This is a genomic window from Sinorhizobium glycinis, from assembly GCF_001651865.1.
Taxonomy (GTDB): Bacteria; Pseudomonadota; Alphaproteobacteria; order Rhizobiales; family Rhizobiaceae; genus Sinorhizobium; species Sinorhizobium glycinis.
Map to the genome: position 1 here is coordinate 135,818 of NZ_LPUX01000053.1, position 18,157 is coordinate 153,974.

At 62.5% G+C, this 18,157-nt stretch carries 15 protein-coding genes; 3 read left to right on the top strand and 12 right to left on the bottom strand.

Features of this window, described 5'->3' with window-relative positions; genetic code table 11:
• Window positions 1-35 precede the first annotated feature (35 nt).
• The 7 genes from AU381_RS05600 to AU381_RS05630 form a co-directional block, all read right to left on the bottom strand.
• Entirely contained in the window at window positions 36-2,231 is a 2,196-nt protein-coding gene (locus AU381_RS05600; RefSeq protein ID WP_064240786.1) for an esterase-like activity of phytase family protein, read from the bottom strand.
• Window positions 2,232-2,530: 299 nt separating this feature from the next.
• On the bottom strand, window positions 2,531-2,803 hold the full coding sequence (hupB, locus tag AU381_RS05605; protein ID WP_064240787.1) for a DNA-binding protein HupB: 273 nt from the start codon (window positions 2,801-2,803) through the stop codon (window positions 2,531-2,533).
• A gap of 220 nt (window positions 2,804-3,023) precedes the next feature.
• Window positions 3,024-5,441 (bottom strand): endopeptidase La, encoded by a 2,418-nt coding sequence (gene lon, locus AU381_RS05610; protein ID WP_064240788.1) that lies wholly within the window; start codon window positions 5,439-5,441, stop codon window positions 3,024-3,026.
• A 443-nt stretch (window positions 5,442-5,884) separates the two neighbouring features.
• Window positions 5,885-7,162: an ATP-dependent Clp protease ATP-binding subunit ClpX gene (gene clpX, locus AU381_RS05615; RefSeq protein ID WP_018239383.1), complete on the bottom strand. Its 1,278-nt coding sequence runs from the start codon at window positions 7,160-7,162 to the stop codon at window positions 5,885-5,887.
• A 286-nt stretch (window positions 7,163-7,448) separates the two neighbouring features.
• Window positions 7,449-8,081, bottom strand: coding sequence for an ATP-dependent Clp endopeptidase proteolytic subunit ClpP (clpP, locus tag AU381_RS05620; protein ID WP_064240789.1), 633 nt, complete (start codon window positions 8,079-8,081; stop codon window positions 7,449-7,451).
• Between the two features lie 282 nt (window positions 8,082-8,363).
• On the bottom strand, window positions 8,364-9,923 hold the full coding sequence (locus AU381_RS05625) for a phospholipase D family protein (RefSeq protein WP_064240790.1): 1,560 nt from the start codon (window positions 9,921-9,923) through the stop codon (window positions 8,364-8,366).
• A gap of 121 nt (window positions 9,924-10,044) precedes the next feature.
• A complete protein-coding gene (locus tag AU381_RS05630; protein ID WP_064241823.1) occupies window positions 10,045-10,902 on the bottom strand; it encodes an endonuclease/exonuclease/phosphatase family protein in 858 nt (285 codons plus the stop codon).
• Between the two features lie 181 nt (window positions 10,903-11,083).
• Here AU381_RS05630 and AU381_RS05635 point away from each other — a divergent pair, with 181 nt between their 5' ends.
• Both AU381_RS05635 and AU381_RS05640 read left to right on the top strand, forming a co-directional pair.
• A complete protein-coding gene (locus tag AU381_RS05635) occupies window positions 11,084-12,331 on the top strand; it encodes a cytochrome P450 (protein WP_064240791.1) in 1,248 nt (415 codons plus the stop codon).
• Window positions 12,332-12,416: 85 nt separating this feature from the next.
• Window positions 12,417-13,622 (top strand): NosD domain-containing protein, encoded by a 1,206-nt coding sequence (locus tag AU381_RS05640; protein ID WP_064240792.1) that lies wholly within the window; start codon window positions 12,417-12,419, stop codon window positions 13,620-13,622.
• Window positions 13,623-13,647: 25 nt separating this feature from the next.
• Here the strand turns inward: AU381_RS05640 and AU381_RS05645 are convergent, their stop codons facing one another.
• The 4 genes from AU381_RS05645 to AU381_RS05655 are packed head-to-tail and all read right to left on the bottom strand — an operon-like array spanning window position 13,648 to window position 15,941.
• Window positions 13,648-13,992: a cupin domain-containing protein gene (locus AU381_RS05645; RefSeq protein WP_064240793.1), complete on the bottom strand. Its 345-nt coding sequence runs from the start codon at window positions 13,990-13,992 to the stop codon at window positions 13,648-13,650.
• A 19-nt stretch (window positions 13,993-14,011) separates the two neighbouring features.
• The gene (locus AU381_RS30220) at window positions 14,012-14,176 is read right to left on the bottom strand and encodes a hypothetical protein (RefSeq protein WP_082909670.1); all 165 of its coding nucleotides are present in this window, start codon (window positions 14,174-14,176) and stop codon (window positions 14,012-14,014) included.
• A 29-nt stretch (window positions 14,177-14,205) separates the two neighbouring features.
• Entirely contained in the window at window positions 14,206-15,489 is a 1,284-nt protein-coding gene (locus tag AU381_RS05650; protein ID WP_064240794.1) for an O-acetylhomoserine aminocarboxypropyltransferase, read from the bottom strand.
• A gap of 23 nt (window positions 15,490-15,512) precedes the next feature.
• Window positions 15,513-15,941 (bottom strand): CoA-binding protein, encoded by a 429-nt coding sequence (locus tag AU381_RS05655; RefSeq protein ID WP_064240795.1) that lies wholly within the window; start codon window positions 15,939-15,941, stop codon window positions 15,513-15,515.
• Between the two features lie 214 nt (window positions 15,942-16,155).
• Here AU381_RS05655 and AU381_RS05660 point away from each other — a divergent pair, with 214 nt between their 5' ends.
• Entirely contained in the window at window positions 16,156-16,992 is an 837-nt protein-coding gene (locus tag AU381_RS05660; RefSeq protein ID WP_064241824.1) for a DMT family transporter, read from the top strand.
• A 305-nt stretch (window positions 16,993-17,297) separates the two neighbouring features.
• Here the strand turns inward: AU381_RS05660 and AU381_RS05665 are convergent, their stop codons facing one another.
• A complete protein-coding gene (locus AU381_RS05665; RefSeq protein WP_064240796.1) occupies window positions 17,298-18,119 on the bottom strand; it encodes an enoyl-CoA hydratase in 822 nt (273 codons plus the stop codon).
• Window positions 18,120-18,157 lie beyond the last annotated feature (38 nt).

The window sequence follows — 18,157 nt, forward strand, 5'->3', positions numbered from 1 at the left end:
GTCCCGGCCTCTTCCGTTTTCTCCGGGCCCGACGCTTACATCGCGTCGATAGCGCCAATGGAGAAGAACAGGGTCTCGCCGGACGAGTCGTCGATACCGTCATTGTCCGTGACGACGTAGCCATTTCCAGCTGCGTCGACCGTGAAGCCTTCCACCTTGTCGACCACATAGCCGTTCAGCGATTTCAGCTCGGGAATGAGATCGCGCACCTCTTCCTTCTTGACGACCGGCAGTTCGCCGCCGAGCGCGGCAGGCTTCAGATCGGCAAGCGCGACGCGGTAGAGCTTCTTGAGCTTCGCCGCTTCGCCGACCAGATTGTCGCGCTCGATGAGATAGGCGTGGCTGCCATGGACGGAGATCTCCGAAAGGCCGACCCATCCTTCCTCGGACTTGTCGAGCGGATAGCGCACCGCGCCCCACTCTTCCGTCGCGGGCTTGTAGGAGACGAGCTTGACGAAGCCCTTCTCGTCGTCCTTCCACTCGCGCTGAACTGCCATCCAGAGCGTAAGGTCGTCCCCTTCGCCAACCGCCGTGATCCCTTCAAATCCGTAACGAATTTCGTTGGCGACGAGTTCTGCCGGAAGAGCGATCTCCTGCTTGATTTCACCCTTCTTGTTCACGTGAAAGAGTGCATGGCTGTAAAGCTTGTCCAAATTGCCTTCGGACGCCAGCCAGAATCCGCCTTCGCCGTCATGGGCGATGCCTTCGATGTCGAGCTTCTGGGCCGGAGCGCCATCGCGGGTAATCGGCAGCGCCTCCGTGATCAGCGCAGGCTTCTGCGTCGCATCGATCGTGAAGATCGTCGGCTGCGACGAAAGGACGGAATCGTTCACCGCCCGCAGGAAGCCCGGCTTCTCGGCAATCGCCGCAAGGCCGGAAAGCGCGCCGAAGCCGATCGGCAGACCGTCCTTTTCCGCCGAGCGAATCTGCGGGTAGGCGGCCTCCCCTTCCCCACGTTCGTAGATCATCACATGCGCACGCGCACCGCCGTCCTCGACGAGATCGACCTCGTTGGCGGTCGCCAACAGATTGCGGCCGGGAATGGCGACCGCGCCTTCGGGCGAGATGCCGGAGGGCAGAAGCTGGAGCAGTTCCGGTTCAGTGCCGGTGTCCCTGTAAACGCCGACGATTGAGGCGCGCTCCAAGAGCACGAAGAAGAGCTTGTCGTCGCCGTATTGCGCCAATTCCAGACCTTCGGGCTCGATGCCCTTCGCAGACGAACGCTTCTCCGGATAATGGCCGATCCGAGCGATCGCGTGCTCGAGGCTTGCGCCGGACTCGAACAAGACCTTGCCGGTCGCGTCGAAGATCGTAAAGCCTCGGGAGCCCCCTTCGTAGTCGCCTTCGTTGGCGACGATAAGACGGTTGTCGTCGAGCCACTTCACGGCATCCGGTTCGCGCTTGCGGTCGGCCTGTTCACCAGTAAAGGCGATGGCACCGTCGCGCTTGGTATCGACGTTCTTGAGATCCACCGTGCCGGCGGAGAAATGCGACTTCACCGTCGCCGACTTTCCGTCGATGACGACGATGTGGTTGTTTTCCTGCAACGTCAGCGCAATCTCGCCCTTGCCGTTGAAGGCGACGAACTCCGGTTCCGGATCCGCTCCAGCGATGTCAGCCAGACCGGTGAGCGCCACATGCTTGATTGTCGCGCAATCGGCGGCGCCATCCTTCAGCGACAGGATCACCAGATCGCCGGCCGGCAGCTGCGGGACCTGCCCGTCATTGACGTCCTCGTCGCGCTCGTTCTCGATTGCGATTGCGGCAAGCGTCCGGTCCTTGTTGACCGCGACGGAATCCGGCTGGCCGCCGAGATCGCAAGTGCCTTCGACCTTTTTCGTCGTGACATCGACGACGGCAAGAAGGCCGGAGGGCTTGGTGAAACTTTCGCGCGTGTTGACGGCGACCAGCGCCTTCGCTCCGGCGACCGCCACCGAGGTCGGTTCGCCCTCGAAGGACACGACGCCGCCGGCCTTCGGCGTGCGCGCGTCGGTGATGTCGATGAAGCCGATGCGCTTGCCGGGGCTGTCCGTATAGACGAGCGTCTTGCCGTCCTCGCTGGCGCTAATGATTTCCGCCGACGTCGGCGCTTCTCGGTCGGCACCTTCGGGGTGGTTGCCGGCGACGGCAAAGGATGCAATGCGGTTGAAGACCTGTTCGGCCTGAGCGGCGGGCGCCGTCGATGCGGCGAGCACCGTGGCCAATGCAGCGGTTATGGAAAAAGCCCTCATTCGTCCCTCCTGTCGCGGCGCGCGCCCGGGGATCAGGCATTCTCACACCGCGGTGCATCCGGAATCGGTACTCGCCACCTTCCGGATGGGAGGCTTGTGCAACCATCCTGTAACAGCCCTATGACAGCGGGGGTTGAAATGAAAAGAGGCCCGGATCGACCGGGCCCCAATCAACCTGCCGACGATCTGCGAGGAGCGCGGCAGATGGAACATGAACTATTTCCGGCCTCTGTAGCGTCGCCACCAGGCAGCGGCCGTGCGGGCATCGTTGAAGTCCTCGCGGACCCCAACGCGTCCGATTAGTTGACGGCGTCCTTCAGGCCCTTGCCGGCCGTGAACTTCGGCACGTTGCGCGCCGGGATGTCAACTTCCGCGCCCGTCGACGGGTTGCGGCCCTTGCTCGCTTCGCGGCGGGTCACGGAGAAGTTGCCGAAGCCGACGAGGCGGATGTCGCCACCGCTCTTCAGTTCGCCCTGAATGGTCTCAAACACTGCATCAACAGCAGAAGACGCATCAGCTTTGGAAAGTCCGGCCTTCTCGGCAACGGCAGCCACGAGCTCATTTTTGTTCATGTTTCCACCCCTTTCATACTGGTTCGAAACGACTGTCTTCTTAAGCCGGGGCCGCTGGCGCATACCCACGTCTTGCCATTCCCAATTGCGCCGAATCCCTTGAAATGCAAGGCTTAGAGGGTGCTTTTACAACAAAAAAGACCGGCAAATGGCCGGTCTTTTCGGTTTTTCGGAGCGAAGGGCGCAACCGGGACACAGTCCCGGCCCTCTTCATGCACCGTCAATGGGCGATCGAGGCACCCGCTTCGTCCTGCGAATCAACCGGCGAAATGGTGCCGGCCTGGCTTGCCGGATCCCATTCGATCGGCTCGGGACGCCGCATCAATGCGTGTTCGAGCACCTCGCCCATCCGCGAAACCGGGATGATTTCGAGGTTGTTCTTCACGTTATCCGGGATCTCGGCGAGATCCTTGGCGTTCTCTTCGGGGATCAGCACCTTCTTGATGCCGCCACGCAGCGCCGCCAACAGCTTCTCCTTCAAGCCGCCGATCGGCAGGACGCGACCACGCAGGGTGATCTCGCCGGTCATCGCAACATCCTTGGAGATCGGAATGCCGGTCATCACCGAGACGATCGCCGTCGCCATGGCGACACCGGCGGACGGACCGTCCTTGGGCGTCGCGCCTTCCGGCACGTGTACGTGGATGTCGCGCTTGTCGAAGAGCGGCGGCTCGATGCCGAAATCGATCGCACGCGAACGGACATAGGAGGCCGCCGCGGAAATCGATTCCTTCATGACGTCGCGCAGGTTGCCGGTGACCGTCATGCGGCCCTTGCCCGGCATCATCACGCCTTCGATCGTCAGCAGTTCGCCGCCGACCTCGGTCCAGGCGAGACCCGTGACAACGCCCACCTGGTGGTCGCGCTCGGCTTCGCCATGGCGGAAGCGCGGCACGCCGAGGTAGTCGTGAACGTTGTCGGCCGTAACCTCGACCTTCTTGGTCTTGCCCTTGAGGATCTCGGTCACCGCCTTGCGCGCCAGCTTCATCAGCTCGCGCTCGAAATTGCGAACGCCCGCCTCGCGCGTGTAGGTCTGGATCACCGCCATCAGGGCGCCGTCGGTCACCGAGAACTCGTTCGGCTGCAGCGCATGGTCGCGGATCGCCTTCGGCAGCAGGTGCCGCTTGGCGATCTCCAGCTTTTCCTCTTCCGTGTAGCCGGCGATGCGGATGACTTCCATGCGGTCCATCAGCGGTGCCGGAATGTTCAGCGTGTTCGCCGTGGTGATGAACATCACGTTCGAGAGGTCGTATTCAACCTCGAGATAGTGATCCATGAAGGTCGAGTTCTGTTCCGGATCGAGCACTTCCAGAAGCGCCGAAGACGGATCGCCACGGAAGTCCTGGCCCATCTTGTCGATCTCGTCGAGCAGGAAGAGCGGGTTGGATCGCTTGGCCTTCTTCATCGACTGCACGACCTTGCCGGGCATGGAGCCGATATAGGTGCGGCGGTGGCCACGGATCTCAGCCTCGTCGCGGACGCCGCCGAGTGCCATGCGGATATATTCGCGGCCGGTCGCCTTGGCGATCGACTTGGCGAGCGAGGTCTTGCCGACGCCCGGAGGGCCGACGAGGCACAGGATCGGGCCCTTGATCTTCGAGGAACGGGCCTGGACGGCGAGATACTCGACGATACGCTCCTTGACCTTGTCGAGACCGAAGTGATCGGCGTCGAGCACCTTCTCGGCGTGATTGAGATCCGTCTTGATCTTCGACTTCTTGCCCCAGGGCAGGCCCAGCAGCCAATCGAGGTAGTTGCGCACGACCGTCGCTTCCGCCGACATCGGGCTCATCTGGCGCAGCTTCTTCAGCTCCGCATCGGCCTTCTCGCGCGCTTCCTTGGAGAGCTTCGTCTTGGCGATGCGCTCCTCGATCTCGGCCATCTCGTCGCGGCCGTCCTCGCTGTCGCCGAGCTCCTTCTGGATCGCCTTCATCTGTTCGTTGAGGTAGTACTCGCGCTGAGTCTTCTCCATTTGGCGCTTGACGCGCGAACGGATGCGCTTTTCGACTTGCAGAACCGAAATCTCGCCTTCCATGAAGCCGAGCGCCTTTTCCAGGCGCATCTTCACGCTGGTCGTCTCGAGCATTTCCTGCTTCTCGACGATCTTGATCGACAGGTGCGAAGCGACCGTGTCGGCGAGCTTGGAATAGTCGTCGATCTGGCTGGCGACGCCGACGACTTCCGGAGAGATCTTCTTGTTCAGCTTCACGTAGCTTTCGAATTCAGAAACGACCGAGCGGCTCAGCGCCTCGATCTCGACCGGATCCTCTTCCGGCTCGCGCAGCACATGGGCAACCGCTTCGTAGAAGTCGTCGCGCGAGGTGTAGCGGTCGATCTCCGCCCGGGCGCGCCCCTCGACGAGAACCTTCACGGTGCCATCGGGGAGCTTCAGGAGTTGCAGCACGTTGGCGATCGTTCCGACGCGGTAGATCGCGGAAGCTTCCGGATCGTCATCCGTCGCATTTATCTGGGTCGCCAGCATGATCTGCTTGTCGGTGCCCATGACCTCTTCGAGCGCGCGGATGGACTTCTCGCGGCCGACGAAAAGCGGCACGATCATGTGCGGGAAGACCACAATGTCGCGCAACGGCAGAACCGGATAGGTCGCGCTTTCGGCCGGAGACGTTTTGTTCGTCATGTCTTTTCCTTTCCGTCCCGATTTCGGGCCCGTTCCCGGGAGCCTCAGCGGCACTCCCGGCTGTCAAATTTCCTTCACGAAAGTGGAGTGCAACAGGGGCCATTTCAAGGCCGGGCGCAATCTCCGCCTCCGTGGACAATTCTTGCTTTCTACGCTGAGAGGCTGATGCCGGCCTTACCTGGCTCCCCGACGCCGGCGCCCAAACGCGTTCCTTTGAATCGTCGTATCATCGCGTTGTTGTGGAGCATTCGCAATATTCTATTCGATTGACCCCAATCATTTTGGGGCAAATTGCGCAGGCCTTGACCGGAGATCATGAACGCCGCGGACGGGGAATGGCCGGGACGGCGGCTTCACATCTTCGCGAGCAGCAAAGCTTGCCGGCACGCACGAAAAAGCCCGCACTCGGGCGGGCTCTGTCTGCATGGCGGAGTGCTCGGCGGTCAAGCCGAGACGTTGGTCTTTTCCTCGGAGCGATCCGAGTAGATATAGAGCGGCCGGGCCGTTCCCTTGACCACTTCGTCCGAGATGACCACCTCGCGAACGCCCTCGAGCGTCGGCAGTTCGAACATGGTGTCGAGCAGGATCTTCTCCATGATCGAACGCAGGCCGCGGGCGCCCGTCTTGCGCACGATGGCTCTCCGGGCGATTTCGCGGAGCGCGTCCTCGTGGAAGGTCAGCTCCACGTCTTCCATCTCGAACAGCCGCTGGTACTGCTTGACGAGCGCGTTCTTCGGCTCCGAAAGAATCTGGATCAGTGCATCCTCGTCGAGATCCTCGAGCGTCGCGAGAACCGGCAGACGGCCGATGAATTCCGGGATGAGGCCGAACTTGACCAGGTCTTCCGGCTCGAGGTCGCGCAGCACTTCGCCGACCCGGCGGTCCTCCGGCGCGCGAACCGTCGCACCGAAGCCGATCGAGGTCTTTTCGCCGCGGGCGGAGATGATCTTGTCGAGACCCGCGAAGGCGCCGCCGCAGATGAAGAGGATGTTCGTGGTATCCACCTGCAGGAATTCCTGCTGCGGATGCTTGCGGCCGCCTTGCGGCGGGACGGAGGCCACGGTGCCTTCCATGATCTTCAGAAGCGCCTGCTGCACGCCTTCGCCCGAAACGTCGCGCGTGATCGACGGATTGTCCGACTTGCGCGAAATCTTGTCGACCTCGTCGATGTAGACGATACCGCGCTGCGCGCGCTCGACATTGTAGTCGGCGGCCTGAAGCAGCTTCAGGATGATGTTTTCGACGTCCTCGCCGACATAACCCGCTTCCGTCAGCGTCGTTGCGTCGGCCATGGTGAAGGGGACGTCGATGATGCGGGCGAGCGTCTGTGCCAGATAGGTCTTGCCGCAGCCGGTCGGTCCGACGAGCATGATGTTCGACTTGGCGAGTTCCACGTCGCTGCTCTTTGCCGCATGCGCAAGGCGCTTGTAGTGGTTGTGCACGGCGACGGACAGGATGCGCTTGGCCTGCTGCTGGCCGATGACGTATTCGTCGAGAACCTTGATGATTTCCTGCGGGGTGGGAACGCCATCGCGGGATTTGACCATCGAGGTCTTGTTCTCTTCCCGGATGATGTCCATGCAGAGTTCCACGCATTCATCGCAGATGAACACGGTGGGGCCGGCAATCAGCTTGCGCACTTCGTGCTGGCTCTTGCCGCAAAACGAACAATAGAGGGTATTCTTCGAGTCACCGCCGTTGCTACCGCTGACCTTGCTCATTTTCACTTCCTTCCAGCACGCCGGACACCTTCGGAAAGATATCACGGACCAGTCAATTCGCCTTGCGCGCGCTAAAGGCGCCGCGCAGGCTTCCTGGGAGTACTCCCCGCCTCAGGCCGATAACGCCTGATTGCGGTTGCAACGACTCTCCCGTCAAATCCGAACGCTATACCCTAAACACCAGCATAGCATTAACGGTTCATATTAACGGCTTTGCCCTTCCGATAAAGCCCTCAGCCGTTACAAATGTGTCACAATCGCATCAGCGGCGACACAAAGCCCGATGTCAACCGCGTTCACCGCCCTCGGCAGCTTCGCGCGAAGTGATCACTTTATCGATCAGGCCCCAATCGAGCGCCTCGTCGGCACTCATGAAATGGTCGCGATCGAGCGTCTGGTCGACTTCCTCGTAGGTGCGGCCGCAATGCTTCACATATACTTCGTTCAGGCGGCGCTTCATCTTGAGAATGTCTCTGGCATGCCGCTCGATGTCGGAGGCCTGCCCCTGGAAGCCGCCGGAGGGCTGATGCACCATGATGCGCGCGTTGGGCGTCGCAAAGCGCATGTCCTTGTGGCCCGCGGCCAGCAGCAGCGAGCCCATCGACGCTGCCTGGCCGATGCAAAGCGTCGAGACTGCCGGCTTGATGAACTGCATGGTGTCGTAGATCGCCATGCCAGCCGTCACGACGCCGCCCGGCGAGTTGATGTAGAGGGCGATTTCCTTCTTCGGGTTCTCCGCTTCCAGGAAGAGCAGCTGCGCGCAGACGAGCGTCGCCATGTGATCTTCGACGGGCCCCGTAAGGAAGATGATGCGCTCCTTGAGCAGCCGCGAATAGATGTCGTAGGACCGTTCGCCGCGGTTGGTCTGCTCAACAACCATCGGCACCAGCGCCATGGCCGTATCAACTGGATTTCTCATATCGAACCTTCATAGTCAGGCCCGCAATCCCTTCGCGGACCGGGAATCATCGGATAAGCCTCAGTCCTTACATAGAGTGTCAATGCCCTTCACTTCAAGTCGCGAACATTCGATAAGCTTAATGGTCGCGGCGCTGCGGGCCAACGTTTTTCATCGACCGCAGCACCCTGCCGATAGAACATTCTTGCAAGGCTGCGGCCCGATGGCGCCGCCATTGCGACCTTGCACACAGGCATTGGCGAAGTCGCGGTAAACGATCCGTAAACCCGGCAGCCCCTCCTATCAGAGTTGCGATTCCAACGGCAGAAAGCGGATCGCCCCGGCAATCAGCCGGCGATGGGCGCCCACATCCGGCTCGCGTCCGAGCAGCCGTATCGCTCCATTCGCCCGATCGCGCCAGACGAGCTTTCCTCCCTCGAGCGCCAGCCGATAACTCCTCTCCGGCAGCGTCTCCTCGTCGAAGATCGACTGGAGCTCGGCAGCCAGCGCCTCGTCGGAAAAAATGACCCCCATCTCAGTGTTGAGGGAGGCGGAACGCGGATCGAAGTTCATCGATCCCACATAGCCGGATTTGCCGTCGACGACGAAGGCCTTGGTGTGCAGGCTGGCGTTGCGGGCGCCGAACAGCGACATGCGATGGCGGTCGACCACATCGCCGTATTCCTTGAGTTCGTAGAGATCGACGCCGCCCTGGAGGAGACCCTTGCGGTATTTCATGTAGCCGCCATGCACGGCCGCGACGTCCGTCGCGGCGAGCGAATTCGTCAGCACCGCCACCCGCACGCCCCTTTTCGCCAGCGCCGTCAGTTGGCGTGTTCCCTCGGCGCCCGGTATGAAATAGGGCGACATGATGCGCAGGTCGCGCTCGGCGCCGTTGATCAGCGGAAAAAGCTCGCGCAGCAACCAGTTCTGCCGCTTCTGCAACAGCGCCTTTTCCGGCGGATCGAAGGCAAGGCGAACGCCGGCGCTGCGGTGAAGCCTGCGGCTGCCCCAATAAGGATGCGCTGCGGCCTCAGCGTCACTCACCCTTTCCAGATAGAAGCGCGCCGCCGCGGTGCGTGCCAGGTTGTCGAGTGTTTCGCGGAGCGCCGGCAGGTAGTGCTTGCGCGGGGTCCTGAGCGCCGCGATCGGCAGCACGGATGCGCTGTTCCAGTATTGGTCGAACATGGCCGTGGCCTGATCGACCACCGGCCCAGTCATCCAGACATCCAGGTCGCGGAAGTTCGACAGTTCGGCGGCATCGAAATAGGCGTCGCCGATATTGCGGCCGCCGGCAATGGCCACCCGACCGTCGGCGATCCACAGTTTGTTGTGCATGCGCCGCGTGGCGCTCACGGCGCGCACCGCCATTTCGAAGCCGCGCCGGAAGCGGTCGGTCCGCGCCCGGCTGGGATTGAAGAGGCGCACGTCGACATTCGGATGCGCATCAAGCGCGATGCATAGCCGGTCGTGGATGCCGGCATTGATGTCGTCGAGCAGCAGCCGCACACGCACGCCACGGTCGGCCGCCTGGATGAGTTCGCGGGTCAGAAGAAAACCCGTCAGTTCGTCCTTCCAATAATAATATTGCAGGTCAAGGCTGCGGCCGGCCGAGCGCGCCGAATAGGCGCGCGCGACAAATGCCTCGATGTTGTCCGAAATCAGGGCGACAGCGCACTGGCCGGGGTTGGCGGCCAGGAGCGACGCAACGTTTTGGTCGATCCGGGTCGGCGCCCCGGTGAGAGACAGGGCAAAGGATGGCGGCGCCTGCGGACGGCGCCCGAAGACGCCGTAGACATATAATGTCGCCGCAACGACAAAGACGAGGAGAACGGTAAGAAAAAGCGCAATCCAGAAGAACATGCACGCCGTCCACAGCATCGGCTACGTCCTCAGACGCGCCGTTGCCCCTTTAAAGCCTTGAATTGATGAGCGATTCTACTTGAAAATCGGTCCCGATTTAAGGGGCTGCGCAGACGGGCCTTCACGCCGACTCCAGATCAATCAGCCCTGCGCGGTCATCGGCGTCGCCTTCCTGCAGAGCGGCCTTCAGATCGATCGACGCCTTGACCGGAAGATGATCCGAGGCCACCCGTGCGAGTGGCGTGTCATGCACCGACACCGAAGTCACGAGATGATGCGGGTTGCCGAGCACCCGATCGAGCGGAAACAGCGGAAAGCGCGACGGAAAGCTCGCAACCGTCGCATGGGTCGGATCGAAGAGCGGACTGAGGAAGCTCAGCGAAGAACGCCTGCCCATGCGCCACTCGTTGAGGTCGCCGATGAGCAGCGTCGGCCGGCTGGCGCCATCGGCCGCCACCCGCAGAATGGTCTCCGCCTGCCGCGCCCGGGAGTGGCGCAACAGGCCGAGATGGGCGGCGATCACGCGGAGCGGCCCGACCTTCAGGTCGAGATCGACGACCAGCGCGCCGCGCGGCTCGACGCCCGGGAGTTTCAACTGCCGAACGTCCGAAACCGCGCCTTCCCTCAACAAGAGGACATTGCCGTGCCACCCGTGCCCTTTTTCCGAGAACGGAGAGATCGGCACCGAAACGAGATGGGCCTCACGTCGCAGATGCTCGAGATCCAAGAGCCCGGCGCGTTCGCCAAACCGCTGATCGGCCTCCTGGAGGGCGACGATATCCGCGCCGATCTCGCCGATGACCTGAGCGATGCGGCCCGGATCGAAGCGGCCGTCGGTGCCCACGCATTTGTGGATGTTGTAGGAGGCGATCACGATATCGCCGCGGCTCACGGCCGCGTCGCGATTGACCACGGTCGGCCGCCGTTTTCGGATCGCGGCCATGATGCCCGCGGAAAAACTGCCCTGCGCTTTTACCATGCCGCTCCCTGCTGCTGCCGCATCATGCTCAATGAGGCCGATCATTGCCACTGAAAAAGTCGACATTACGGATCTTGTTCGTTTCGGCTCATGCAGCATCGATTGCGCTTGCCGCAGCCGCCCGCGGAGCAATAGAGATGGACTAGAATATCAATCCGTCCGCTTTCCAAGAGCCGATTTCATGTCCGCAGTCACCGGTATCACCATAGACGGCCCAGCCCGGCGCGTTTCTCTCGACGTCCGCAATCCGGCCTTCTTCCGCAATCCGCTGCCGGCCTATGCCGCGCTCCATGCGCACTGTCCGGCCTTCTTCTGGGAAGAGCCGCAGCAATGGTTTTTCGCGGGCTACGACCAGGTGAACGCGCTTCTGCGCGACCGCCGCTTCGGCCGTCAGATCCTGCATGTAGCGACGCGCGAGGAACTCGGCCTGCCCGAGCCGAAACCGCACCTCAACGACTTCGACGCGCTGGAGGCACACTCGCTGCTCGAACTGGAGCCTCCGGCCCATACACGACTGCGCACCCTCGTCAACCGAGCCTTCGTCTCGCGGCAGATCGAGCAACTCCGACCGGACATCGACGCGTTGTCTCATGCGATAATCGACGGCTTCGAGAAGGACGGCGAGGTCGAACTGCTGAAGACCTACGCCGAGACGATCCCCGTTACCATCATTGCCCACATGCTCGGCATTCCGGTCGGGGCGACCCCTCGCCTTCTCGACTGGTCGCACCGCATGGTGAAAATGTATGTCTTCAACCCGTCCTTCGAAACGGAACTCGACGCCAACCAGGCTTCCGCGGAGTTCGCCGAATACCTGAAGGACATCATCGCCGAAAAACGAGCCGAGCCGGCAGACGACCTGCTTACCCATATGATCAGTTCGGAAAAGGACGGCGAGCGCCTCTCGGAGGCCGAATTGATCTCGACGACGGTCCTGCTTCTGAACGCCGGTCACGAGGCGACCGTTCACCAGATCGGCAATGCGGTCAGCACCATCCTGCAATCCGGCCTCTCGCCCGCCACGCTTTTTTCAGGCGAGGAAGCGACGGCGCGAACGGTGGAAGAATGCCTGCGCTTCGCCGCGCCGCTCCACATCTTCCAGCGCTATGCACTGTCGGATATCGAACTGGAGGACGGCATTGCTCTCAGGAAGGGCGACAAGATCGGTCTGATGCTCGGGGCGGCGAATGTCGATCCACGCAAGTTCACAGCGCCCGACACGTTCAACCCGGACCGCCACGAGGGCGCCAATGTTTCGTTCGGCGCCGGCCTGCACTTCTGCATCGGCGCGCCGCTGGCGCGGCTTGAACTCAATCTTTCGCTGCCGATTCTGTTCCGGCGCCTGCCCGGCCTGCGGCTCAAGCACGAGCCGCCGGTCAAGGACAGCTTCCACTTCCATGGGCTGGAGCGGCTGGACCTCGTCTGGTAGCGGACGAAGTCAGGACCGGCGTTCAGGGTCGATTAACCATGAGGGCCTATTCGGGTCTGAACGGAACCGTGACAGGAGCCTGCAGATGCCGCCGATCAAGTTCACAAGCCTGGTTTTCGTCAGCCTTGCCTTGAGCGGCTGCCAAAGCGATCTGGCGACGGTCGCCGACGCGGCTTTCAGGACTCCGCCGGGGTTTCCGGTCGCACAACCCGATACTGGCCGGCCGACGACCCCCACAACGCCAACCGATCCGTCGACCCCGCCGACGGTTCCGTCCACACCGCCAGTCGAGAACGTCGACGCCAAGCCAGACTGCGACGCGGACGTGCAGTCGAAGCTGAAGGCGCCGGGAACCGGTCCGATCGCGCTTTCCTGCAGCCTTCGCCTGACTTCTGCCGATGTTATCACCCACCCGCTGGTCTTCGAGGGAAGCGCCGCTTCCGGATCAGTGCTCGACTGCGGCGGCGGAACGCTCGACGTCAGTGCAGGCGGATCGCGCAAAGAGAAGACCGCCATCGCCGTCCGTTCCAAGAAAACCGGCTCCGGCCCGTGGGACGCGCCGTCGAGCGTCACCATCCGCAATTGCAAGATCAAGGGCTTTGTCCGCATCTACGGTCTCGGCGAGAACGCCAATGGCGCGGTCATGAAGGCGTCTTCGAGGAATCCCGACCACACGGCTTTCGCTCAAGCCTCGGCGCCGAAGAACGTGCGGCTTGATAACATCACCTTCGACGCGCCGGATGGCATTCCCTTCTATGTCGGACCCGGCGTCACCAACGCGGCTCTCGTCAACTCGAAAATCAACGGCCGGTCGACCGCCGTCGCCGTTTATCTCGATGCCGAGTCCGCCAACAACACCATCAGCAACAACGTCTTCGGGATCTCCACCGAGAAACGGGAGCTGATCGCCATCGACGGCTCGGCGAACAACAGGATCACCAACAACGTCTTCGAGCATTCCGACAACGGCGGCATATTCGCCTATCGCAACTGCGGAGAAGGCGGCGTGATCCGCCACCAGAAGCCGCAGTACAATCAGATCATCGGCAACACGTTCCGCTACCGCTCGTCCTTCCCCGTGAAGCCGGCCGTGTGGCTGAATTCGCGCAATGGCAGCAGCAGCTATTGCTTCACGGATCCGGCGTACCCGTTCGGCAGCAGCGCCAGCAATCTCGATTTCGCCCAGAACAACGTGGTGCGCAACAACAGGCTCGAAGGCGGTTCGGACAGCCTCATCCGCAACGATGATCCGACAAACGACGTCGGCGGGAACACAGCGACCGGCGGGTAACAAGCGAGCCGAGAGCTGGCGCGCGTCAGAGCCGGATCACATAGTCCTTGCGGGTCGTCTCGACGACCTCCCAGGTTCCCGCGAAACCCGGCCGCAGGACCATGCTGTCACCGGCCTTGAGGTGGACCGGCTCTCCGCCGTCCTCGGTCACGACCGAATGGCCGGACAGAACGTGGAAATACTCCCACTCGTCATAGGCGATCCGCCACTTCCCGGGCGTCGACTCCCAGATGCCCGCATAGAGCCCGCCCGGCGCTTCTTCGAAATTCCAGGTCCGGAACTCCGGGCTTCCGGAAATCAGCCGGTCGGGTGCCGGGGAGTCAATCTCCGGCTCGATCGAAGCAAGGTCGAATTGCAGCACGTGACTCATGAGGCACCTCCGTCGGCTCTCATGGCAGGCTCGGCGGCGAGACGAACTGATAATAGGCCCACACCAGGACCAGCGCAGCTATAACCGCGATCCAGGTAAGAGCTTTCCGCTGCAGGAGGCCGGCAGTCCTCTGCTCCTGCCGTGGCTTCCGTCGTTCGAACTTAACGATATTGTCGTCGCTCATGTCGTCCCCTTAATCGACGGTAGACCTCATCAAATTCTTGCGAGCGCCTGCTGCAGGTCGGCGATGATATCATCGACATCCTCGATACCGATCGACAGGCGGACGACGTCGGGCCCCGCCCCCGCCGCGACCTGCTGCTCGGGTGTGAGCTGCCGATGGGTCGTCGAGGCGGGGTGGATGACCAGCGAACGGGTGTCGCCGATATTGGCGAGGTGCGAGAACATCTCGAGGCCTTCAACCAAGCTCTTTCCCGCCTCGTATCCGCCCGAAAGACCGAAGGTGAAGACCGCGCCCGCCCCTTTCGGCGAATAGCGCGTCTGAAGCGCATGATTCGGGTCGTCTTCGAGACCGGCATAGCGGACCCAGGAGACCTTTTCCTGCTCCTTCAGCCATCTGGCGACCGCGAGCGCATTGTCGCAATGGCGCTGCATCCTGAGCGGCAGGGTCTCGACCCCGGTCTGGATCAGGAAGGCATTGAACGGCGAGATCGCCGGGCCGAAATCCCGGAGACCCAGGACGCGCGCGGCGATCGCAAAGGCGAAATTGCCGAAGGCCTGGTGCAGCACGACGCCGCCATATTCCGGACGCGGCTCGGAGAGGAGCGGATATTTGCCGGATTTCGACCAGTCGAAGGTGCCGCCGTCGACGATGATCCCGCCCATCGAGTTGCCGTGGCCGCCGATGAACTTGGTGAGCGAGTGGACGACGATGTCGGCGCCGTGCTCCAGCGGGCGCACCAGGTAGGGTGTCGCCATCGTGTTGTCGACGATGAGCGGCAGTCCGTGCCGGCGTGCGATTTCGGCGATGGCAGCGATATCGACGAAGACGCCGCCGGGGTTGGCAAGGCTTTCGATGAAGATGGCCGTCGTCCGCTCGTCGACCTGCGTCTCGAAACTTTCGGGCTCGGCGCAATCCGCCCAGCGAACCTGCCAGTCGAAGGACTTGAAGGCCTGGCCGAACTGGTTGACGGAGCCACCGTAAAGCTGCCTTGCGGCGACGAAATTGTCGCCTGGGCTCATGATGGTATGAAAGACGAGAAGCTGGGCCGCATGCCCGGAGGCGGTGGCCAGCGCCGCCGTGCCGCCCTCGAGCGCCGCGATGGGCTCTTCCAGCACGGCCTGCGTCGGATTCATGATGCGCGTGTAGATGTTGCCGAACTGTTGCAGGCCGAAGAGCGCTGCCGCGTGATCCGCATCGTTGAAGACGAAGCTCGTCGTCTGGTAGATCGGCGTCGCCCGCGCGCCAGTCGTCGGGTCGGGCTGTGCCCCCGCGTGGACGGCGAGCGTGCTGAAGCCGGGGCCGGTGTTCGTCATTCTTTTCTCCAGAGCTTTGTCGGTCAGCCGATCAGGCGCGGATATTCGATGGCCGGGCAACGGTCCATGACCACGTTGATGCCGGCCGCCTCGGCCTTGGCGGCTGCCTTGTCGTCGCGGACCGACAATTGGCCCCAGATCACCTTGGGCAGATTCGGCAGCGCGAGGATTTCGTCGACCAGTGCCGGCAAGGCGTGGGCGGCGCGAAAGACGTCGATCATGTCGATCGGCTCGTGGATATCCGCGAGCCTTGCCACAATGGGCTGGTCGAGGATCGTCCGGCCCGCATGGCCGGGATTGACCGGGATGACGCGGTATCCCTTGCGCAACAGGAAGGCCATGACGCGGTGGCTCGGCCTCTCCGGCTTCGGAGACGCGCCGACGAGAGCAATGGTCCTGGTCTCCCGTAGGATTTCGGCGAGGTAGTGATCCGGGTAGACATCGTGGTTCATGCTTGCACGTCCAAGTGTCGTTGTTCGCTGGCACGGATAGTTGGCGTCCCACGGCAACGAGTCAACCGAGCCTGTGTCCGCATCCGGGCCTTTGCACCGTTTCCTCGCCGGTTGCCACTGCCTCAACGCCGATCCTGCGAATCCGGTTGCATTTCGCGTGACGCAAAGCGACAAACGCAGAGAATTCCTTGCAAATCTCCCGCAGAGGTCCGTCTTGCCGCTTGATGTCATTGCGCTCGTGCTCTTCGGGGCGCTGCTGCACGCGATCTGGAACGCGCTCGTCAAAGCGGGCTCGGAAAAGTCGCTGGATGCCGCCATGGTGGCGCTTGGCGCCGCCGTCGTGGCGCTGCCTTTCCTGCCCTTCCTGCCACTGCCCAAGTCCGATGCCTGGCCCTACATCCTCGTCTCGGCAGTCCTGCAGTTCGCCTATTTCCAGCTCGTGGCGGCCTCGTACCGCGCCGGTGACATCGGCCTCGTCTACCCGCTGATGCGCGGCGTGGCGCCGCTGATCGTCGCCGCCACCAGCAGCATCGTCGTCGGCGAACATCTGAGCGGGGGAGCTCTCGCCGGCATCCTGACGATTTCAGCCGGCGTGCTGACGCTCGCCTTGGAGTCGCGCAACGGCGGCAGACAGGCCATCGCACTGGCGCTCTCAAATGCCTGCGTCATCGCCAGCTACACCTTCGTCGACGGCATCGGCGCGCGGCTCTCCGGCAATGCGATCTCATACACGCTGTGGATGGCGCTGCTGCCGCCCGTCCTTCTCTTTGCCTGGGCCTTCGCGAGCCGCGGAGTCAAGCCGGTGCTGAAGCACGTCCATCACCACTGGTGGCGCGGCCTCATCGGCGGCGCCGGCTCGATCGCCGCCTATGGCCTGGCGCTTTGGGCGATGACCAAGGCGCCTGTCGCGACCGTCGCCGCGCTACGAGAGACCGCCATTCTCTTTGCCGTGGTGATCTCCGTCATCTTCCTCAAGGAACGGGTCAGTGTCTGGCGCATTGCCGCGGCCTGCGTAATCGCGCTTGGGGCCCTGCTGCTGAGGCTTGCTTAGGTCGATTGAGCAGTATGCCGTAGAGAGCTGACGATCGCGTGGCCGCACCCCCCTCTGCCCTGCCGGGCATCTCCCCCACAAGGAGGGAGATTGGCAGGACGCAGTTCTGCACTTCATCTTTGCGACAATATTGGTCTTACTGCTTAAGATCGGTCGCGCGGCAACGTCGCGAACAGAGGAAAGCGTTGAGGGTGTCCGATCTCCCTCCTTGTGGGGGAGATGCCCGGCAGGGCAGAGGGGGGTCTTTCGCACCCACCTTGAGCGTATCCCGCATGCGGGTGACACTCCCTCGCGGTCCGCACGATTTAGTCTTCCTTCCACTCCGGCAGGCGCTTGCCAAGGAACGCACCGATCCCTTCCTGCGCGTCGCTTGCCAGCATGTTCTCGACCATCACGCCGACCGCATAGTCATAGGCGTCGGCGATCGTCATGTCGGCCTGGCGGTAGAAGGCTTCCTTGCCGATCTTCAGCGCCTGCGGCGACTTGGAGGCGATGACGGAGGCGTATTTGTCGACCACCTGGCGCAGATATTGCTGCGGCACGATGCGGTTGACGATGCCGAAGTCCTTGGCGGTGGAGGCATCGATCGTCTCGCCCGTCAGCAGCATCTCCATCGCCTGCTTGCGATGCGCGGCGCGCGACAGCGCCACCATCGGCGTCGAACAGAAGAGGCCGATATTCACGCCCGGCGCGCAGAAGGTCGACGTGTCGGTGCAGATTGCGAGGTCGCAACTTGCAACCAGTTGGCAGCCGGCCGCGGTTGCGAGGCCATCGATCTCTGCGATGACCGCCTGCGGCAGCTTCGTGATCTTCAGCATGATATCGGCCGCCAGGCGGATTGCGCGTTCAAAGAAAGCCTTTCCGCCATCCTCATCGGCGCGATGCAAGGTCATCTCTTTGAGATCGTGACCGGCAGAGAAGACCTTGCCGGAGGCGGCTATCGCGACAACCTTGATATCCTTCGCCACGGCAACAGCGTCGAGTTCGGCCGCGAGCGCCTGCATGAGCGCGATCGACAGTGCGTTGGCTGGAGGATTGTTGAGCGTCAACCGCAAGACTGCACCATTCGTCTCCCGCAGCAACAGCCCGTTCGGCTCTTCCTTTTTGAATGCAACGACATCCGCCATGGTCTTCTCCCGTTCGCCGTACGTCGGCCCGTGGTACG

What these genes read in the sequence shown, in the direction of transcription:
- lon (WP_064240788.1), bottom strand. Translation starts at nt 5,441, where the DNA reads ATGACGAACAAAACGTCTCCGGCCGAAAGCGCGACCTATCCGGTTCTG.
- hupB (WP_064240787.1), bottom strand. Translation starts at nt 2,803, where the DNA reads ATGAACAAAAATGAGCTCGTGGCTGCCGTTGCCGAGAAGGCCGGACTT.
- AU381_RS05665 (WP_064240796.1), bottom strand. Translation starts at nt 18,119, where the DNA reads ATGGCGGATGTCGTTGCATTCAAAAAGGAAGAGCCGAACGGGCTGTTG.
- AU381_RS05635 (WP_064240791.1), top strand. Translation starts at nt 11,084, where the DNA reads ATGTCCGCAGTCACCGGTATCACCATAGACGGCCCAGCCCGGCGCGTT.
- AU381_RS05600 (WP_064240786.1), bottom strand. Translation starts at nt 2,231, where the DNA reads ATGAGGGCTTTTTCCATAACCGCTGCATTGGCCACGGTGCTCGCCGCA.
- AU381_RS05645 (WP_064240793.1), bottom strand. Translation starts at nt 13,992, where the DNA reads ATGAGTCACGTGCTGCAATTCGACCTTGCTTCGATCGAGCCGGAGATT.
- AU381_RS05630 (WP_064241823.1), bottom strand. Translation starts at nt 10,902, where the DNA reads ATGGTAAAAGCGCAGGGCAGTTTTTCCGCGGGCATCATGGCCGCGATC.
- AU381_RS05640 (WP_064240792.1), top strand. Translation starts at nt 12,417, where the DNA reads ATGCCGCCGATCAAGTTCACAAGCCTGGTTTTCGTCAGCCTTGCCTTG.
- clpP (WP_064240789.1), bottom strand. Translation starts at nt 8,081, where the DNA reads ATGAGAAATCCAGTTGATACGGCCATGGCGCTGGTGCCGATGGTTGTT.
- AU381_RS05650 (WP_064240794.1), bottom strand. Translation starts at nt 15,489, where the DNA reads ATGACGAACACCGGCCCCGGCTTCAGCACGCTCGCCGTCCACGCGGGG.
- AU381_RS30220 (WP_082909670.1), bottom strand. Translation starts at nt 14,176, where the DNA reads ATGAGCGACGACAATATCGTTAAGTTCGAACGACGGAAGCCACGGCAG.
- AU381_RS05625 (WP_064240790.1), bottom strand. Translation starts at nt 9,923, where the DNA reads ATGTTCTTCTGGATTGCGCTTTTTCTTACCGTTCTCCTCGTCTTTGTC.
- AU381_RS05655 (WP_064240795.1), bottom strand. Translation starts at nt 15,941, where the DNA reads ATGAACCACGATGTCTACCCGGATCACTACCTCGCCGAAATCCTACGG.
- clpX (WP_018239383.1), bottom strand. Translation starts at nt 7,162, where the DNA reads ATGAGCAAGGTCAGCGGTAGCAACGGCGGTGACTCGAAGAATACCCTC.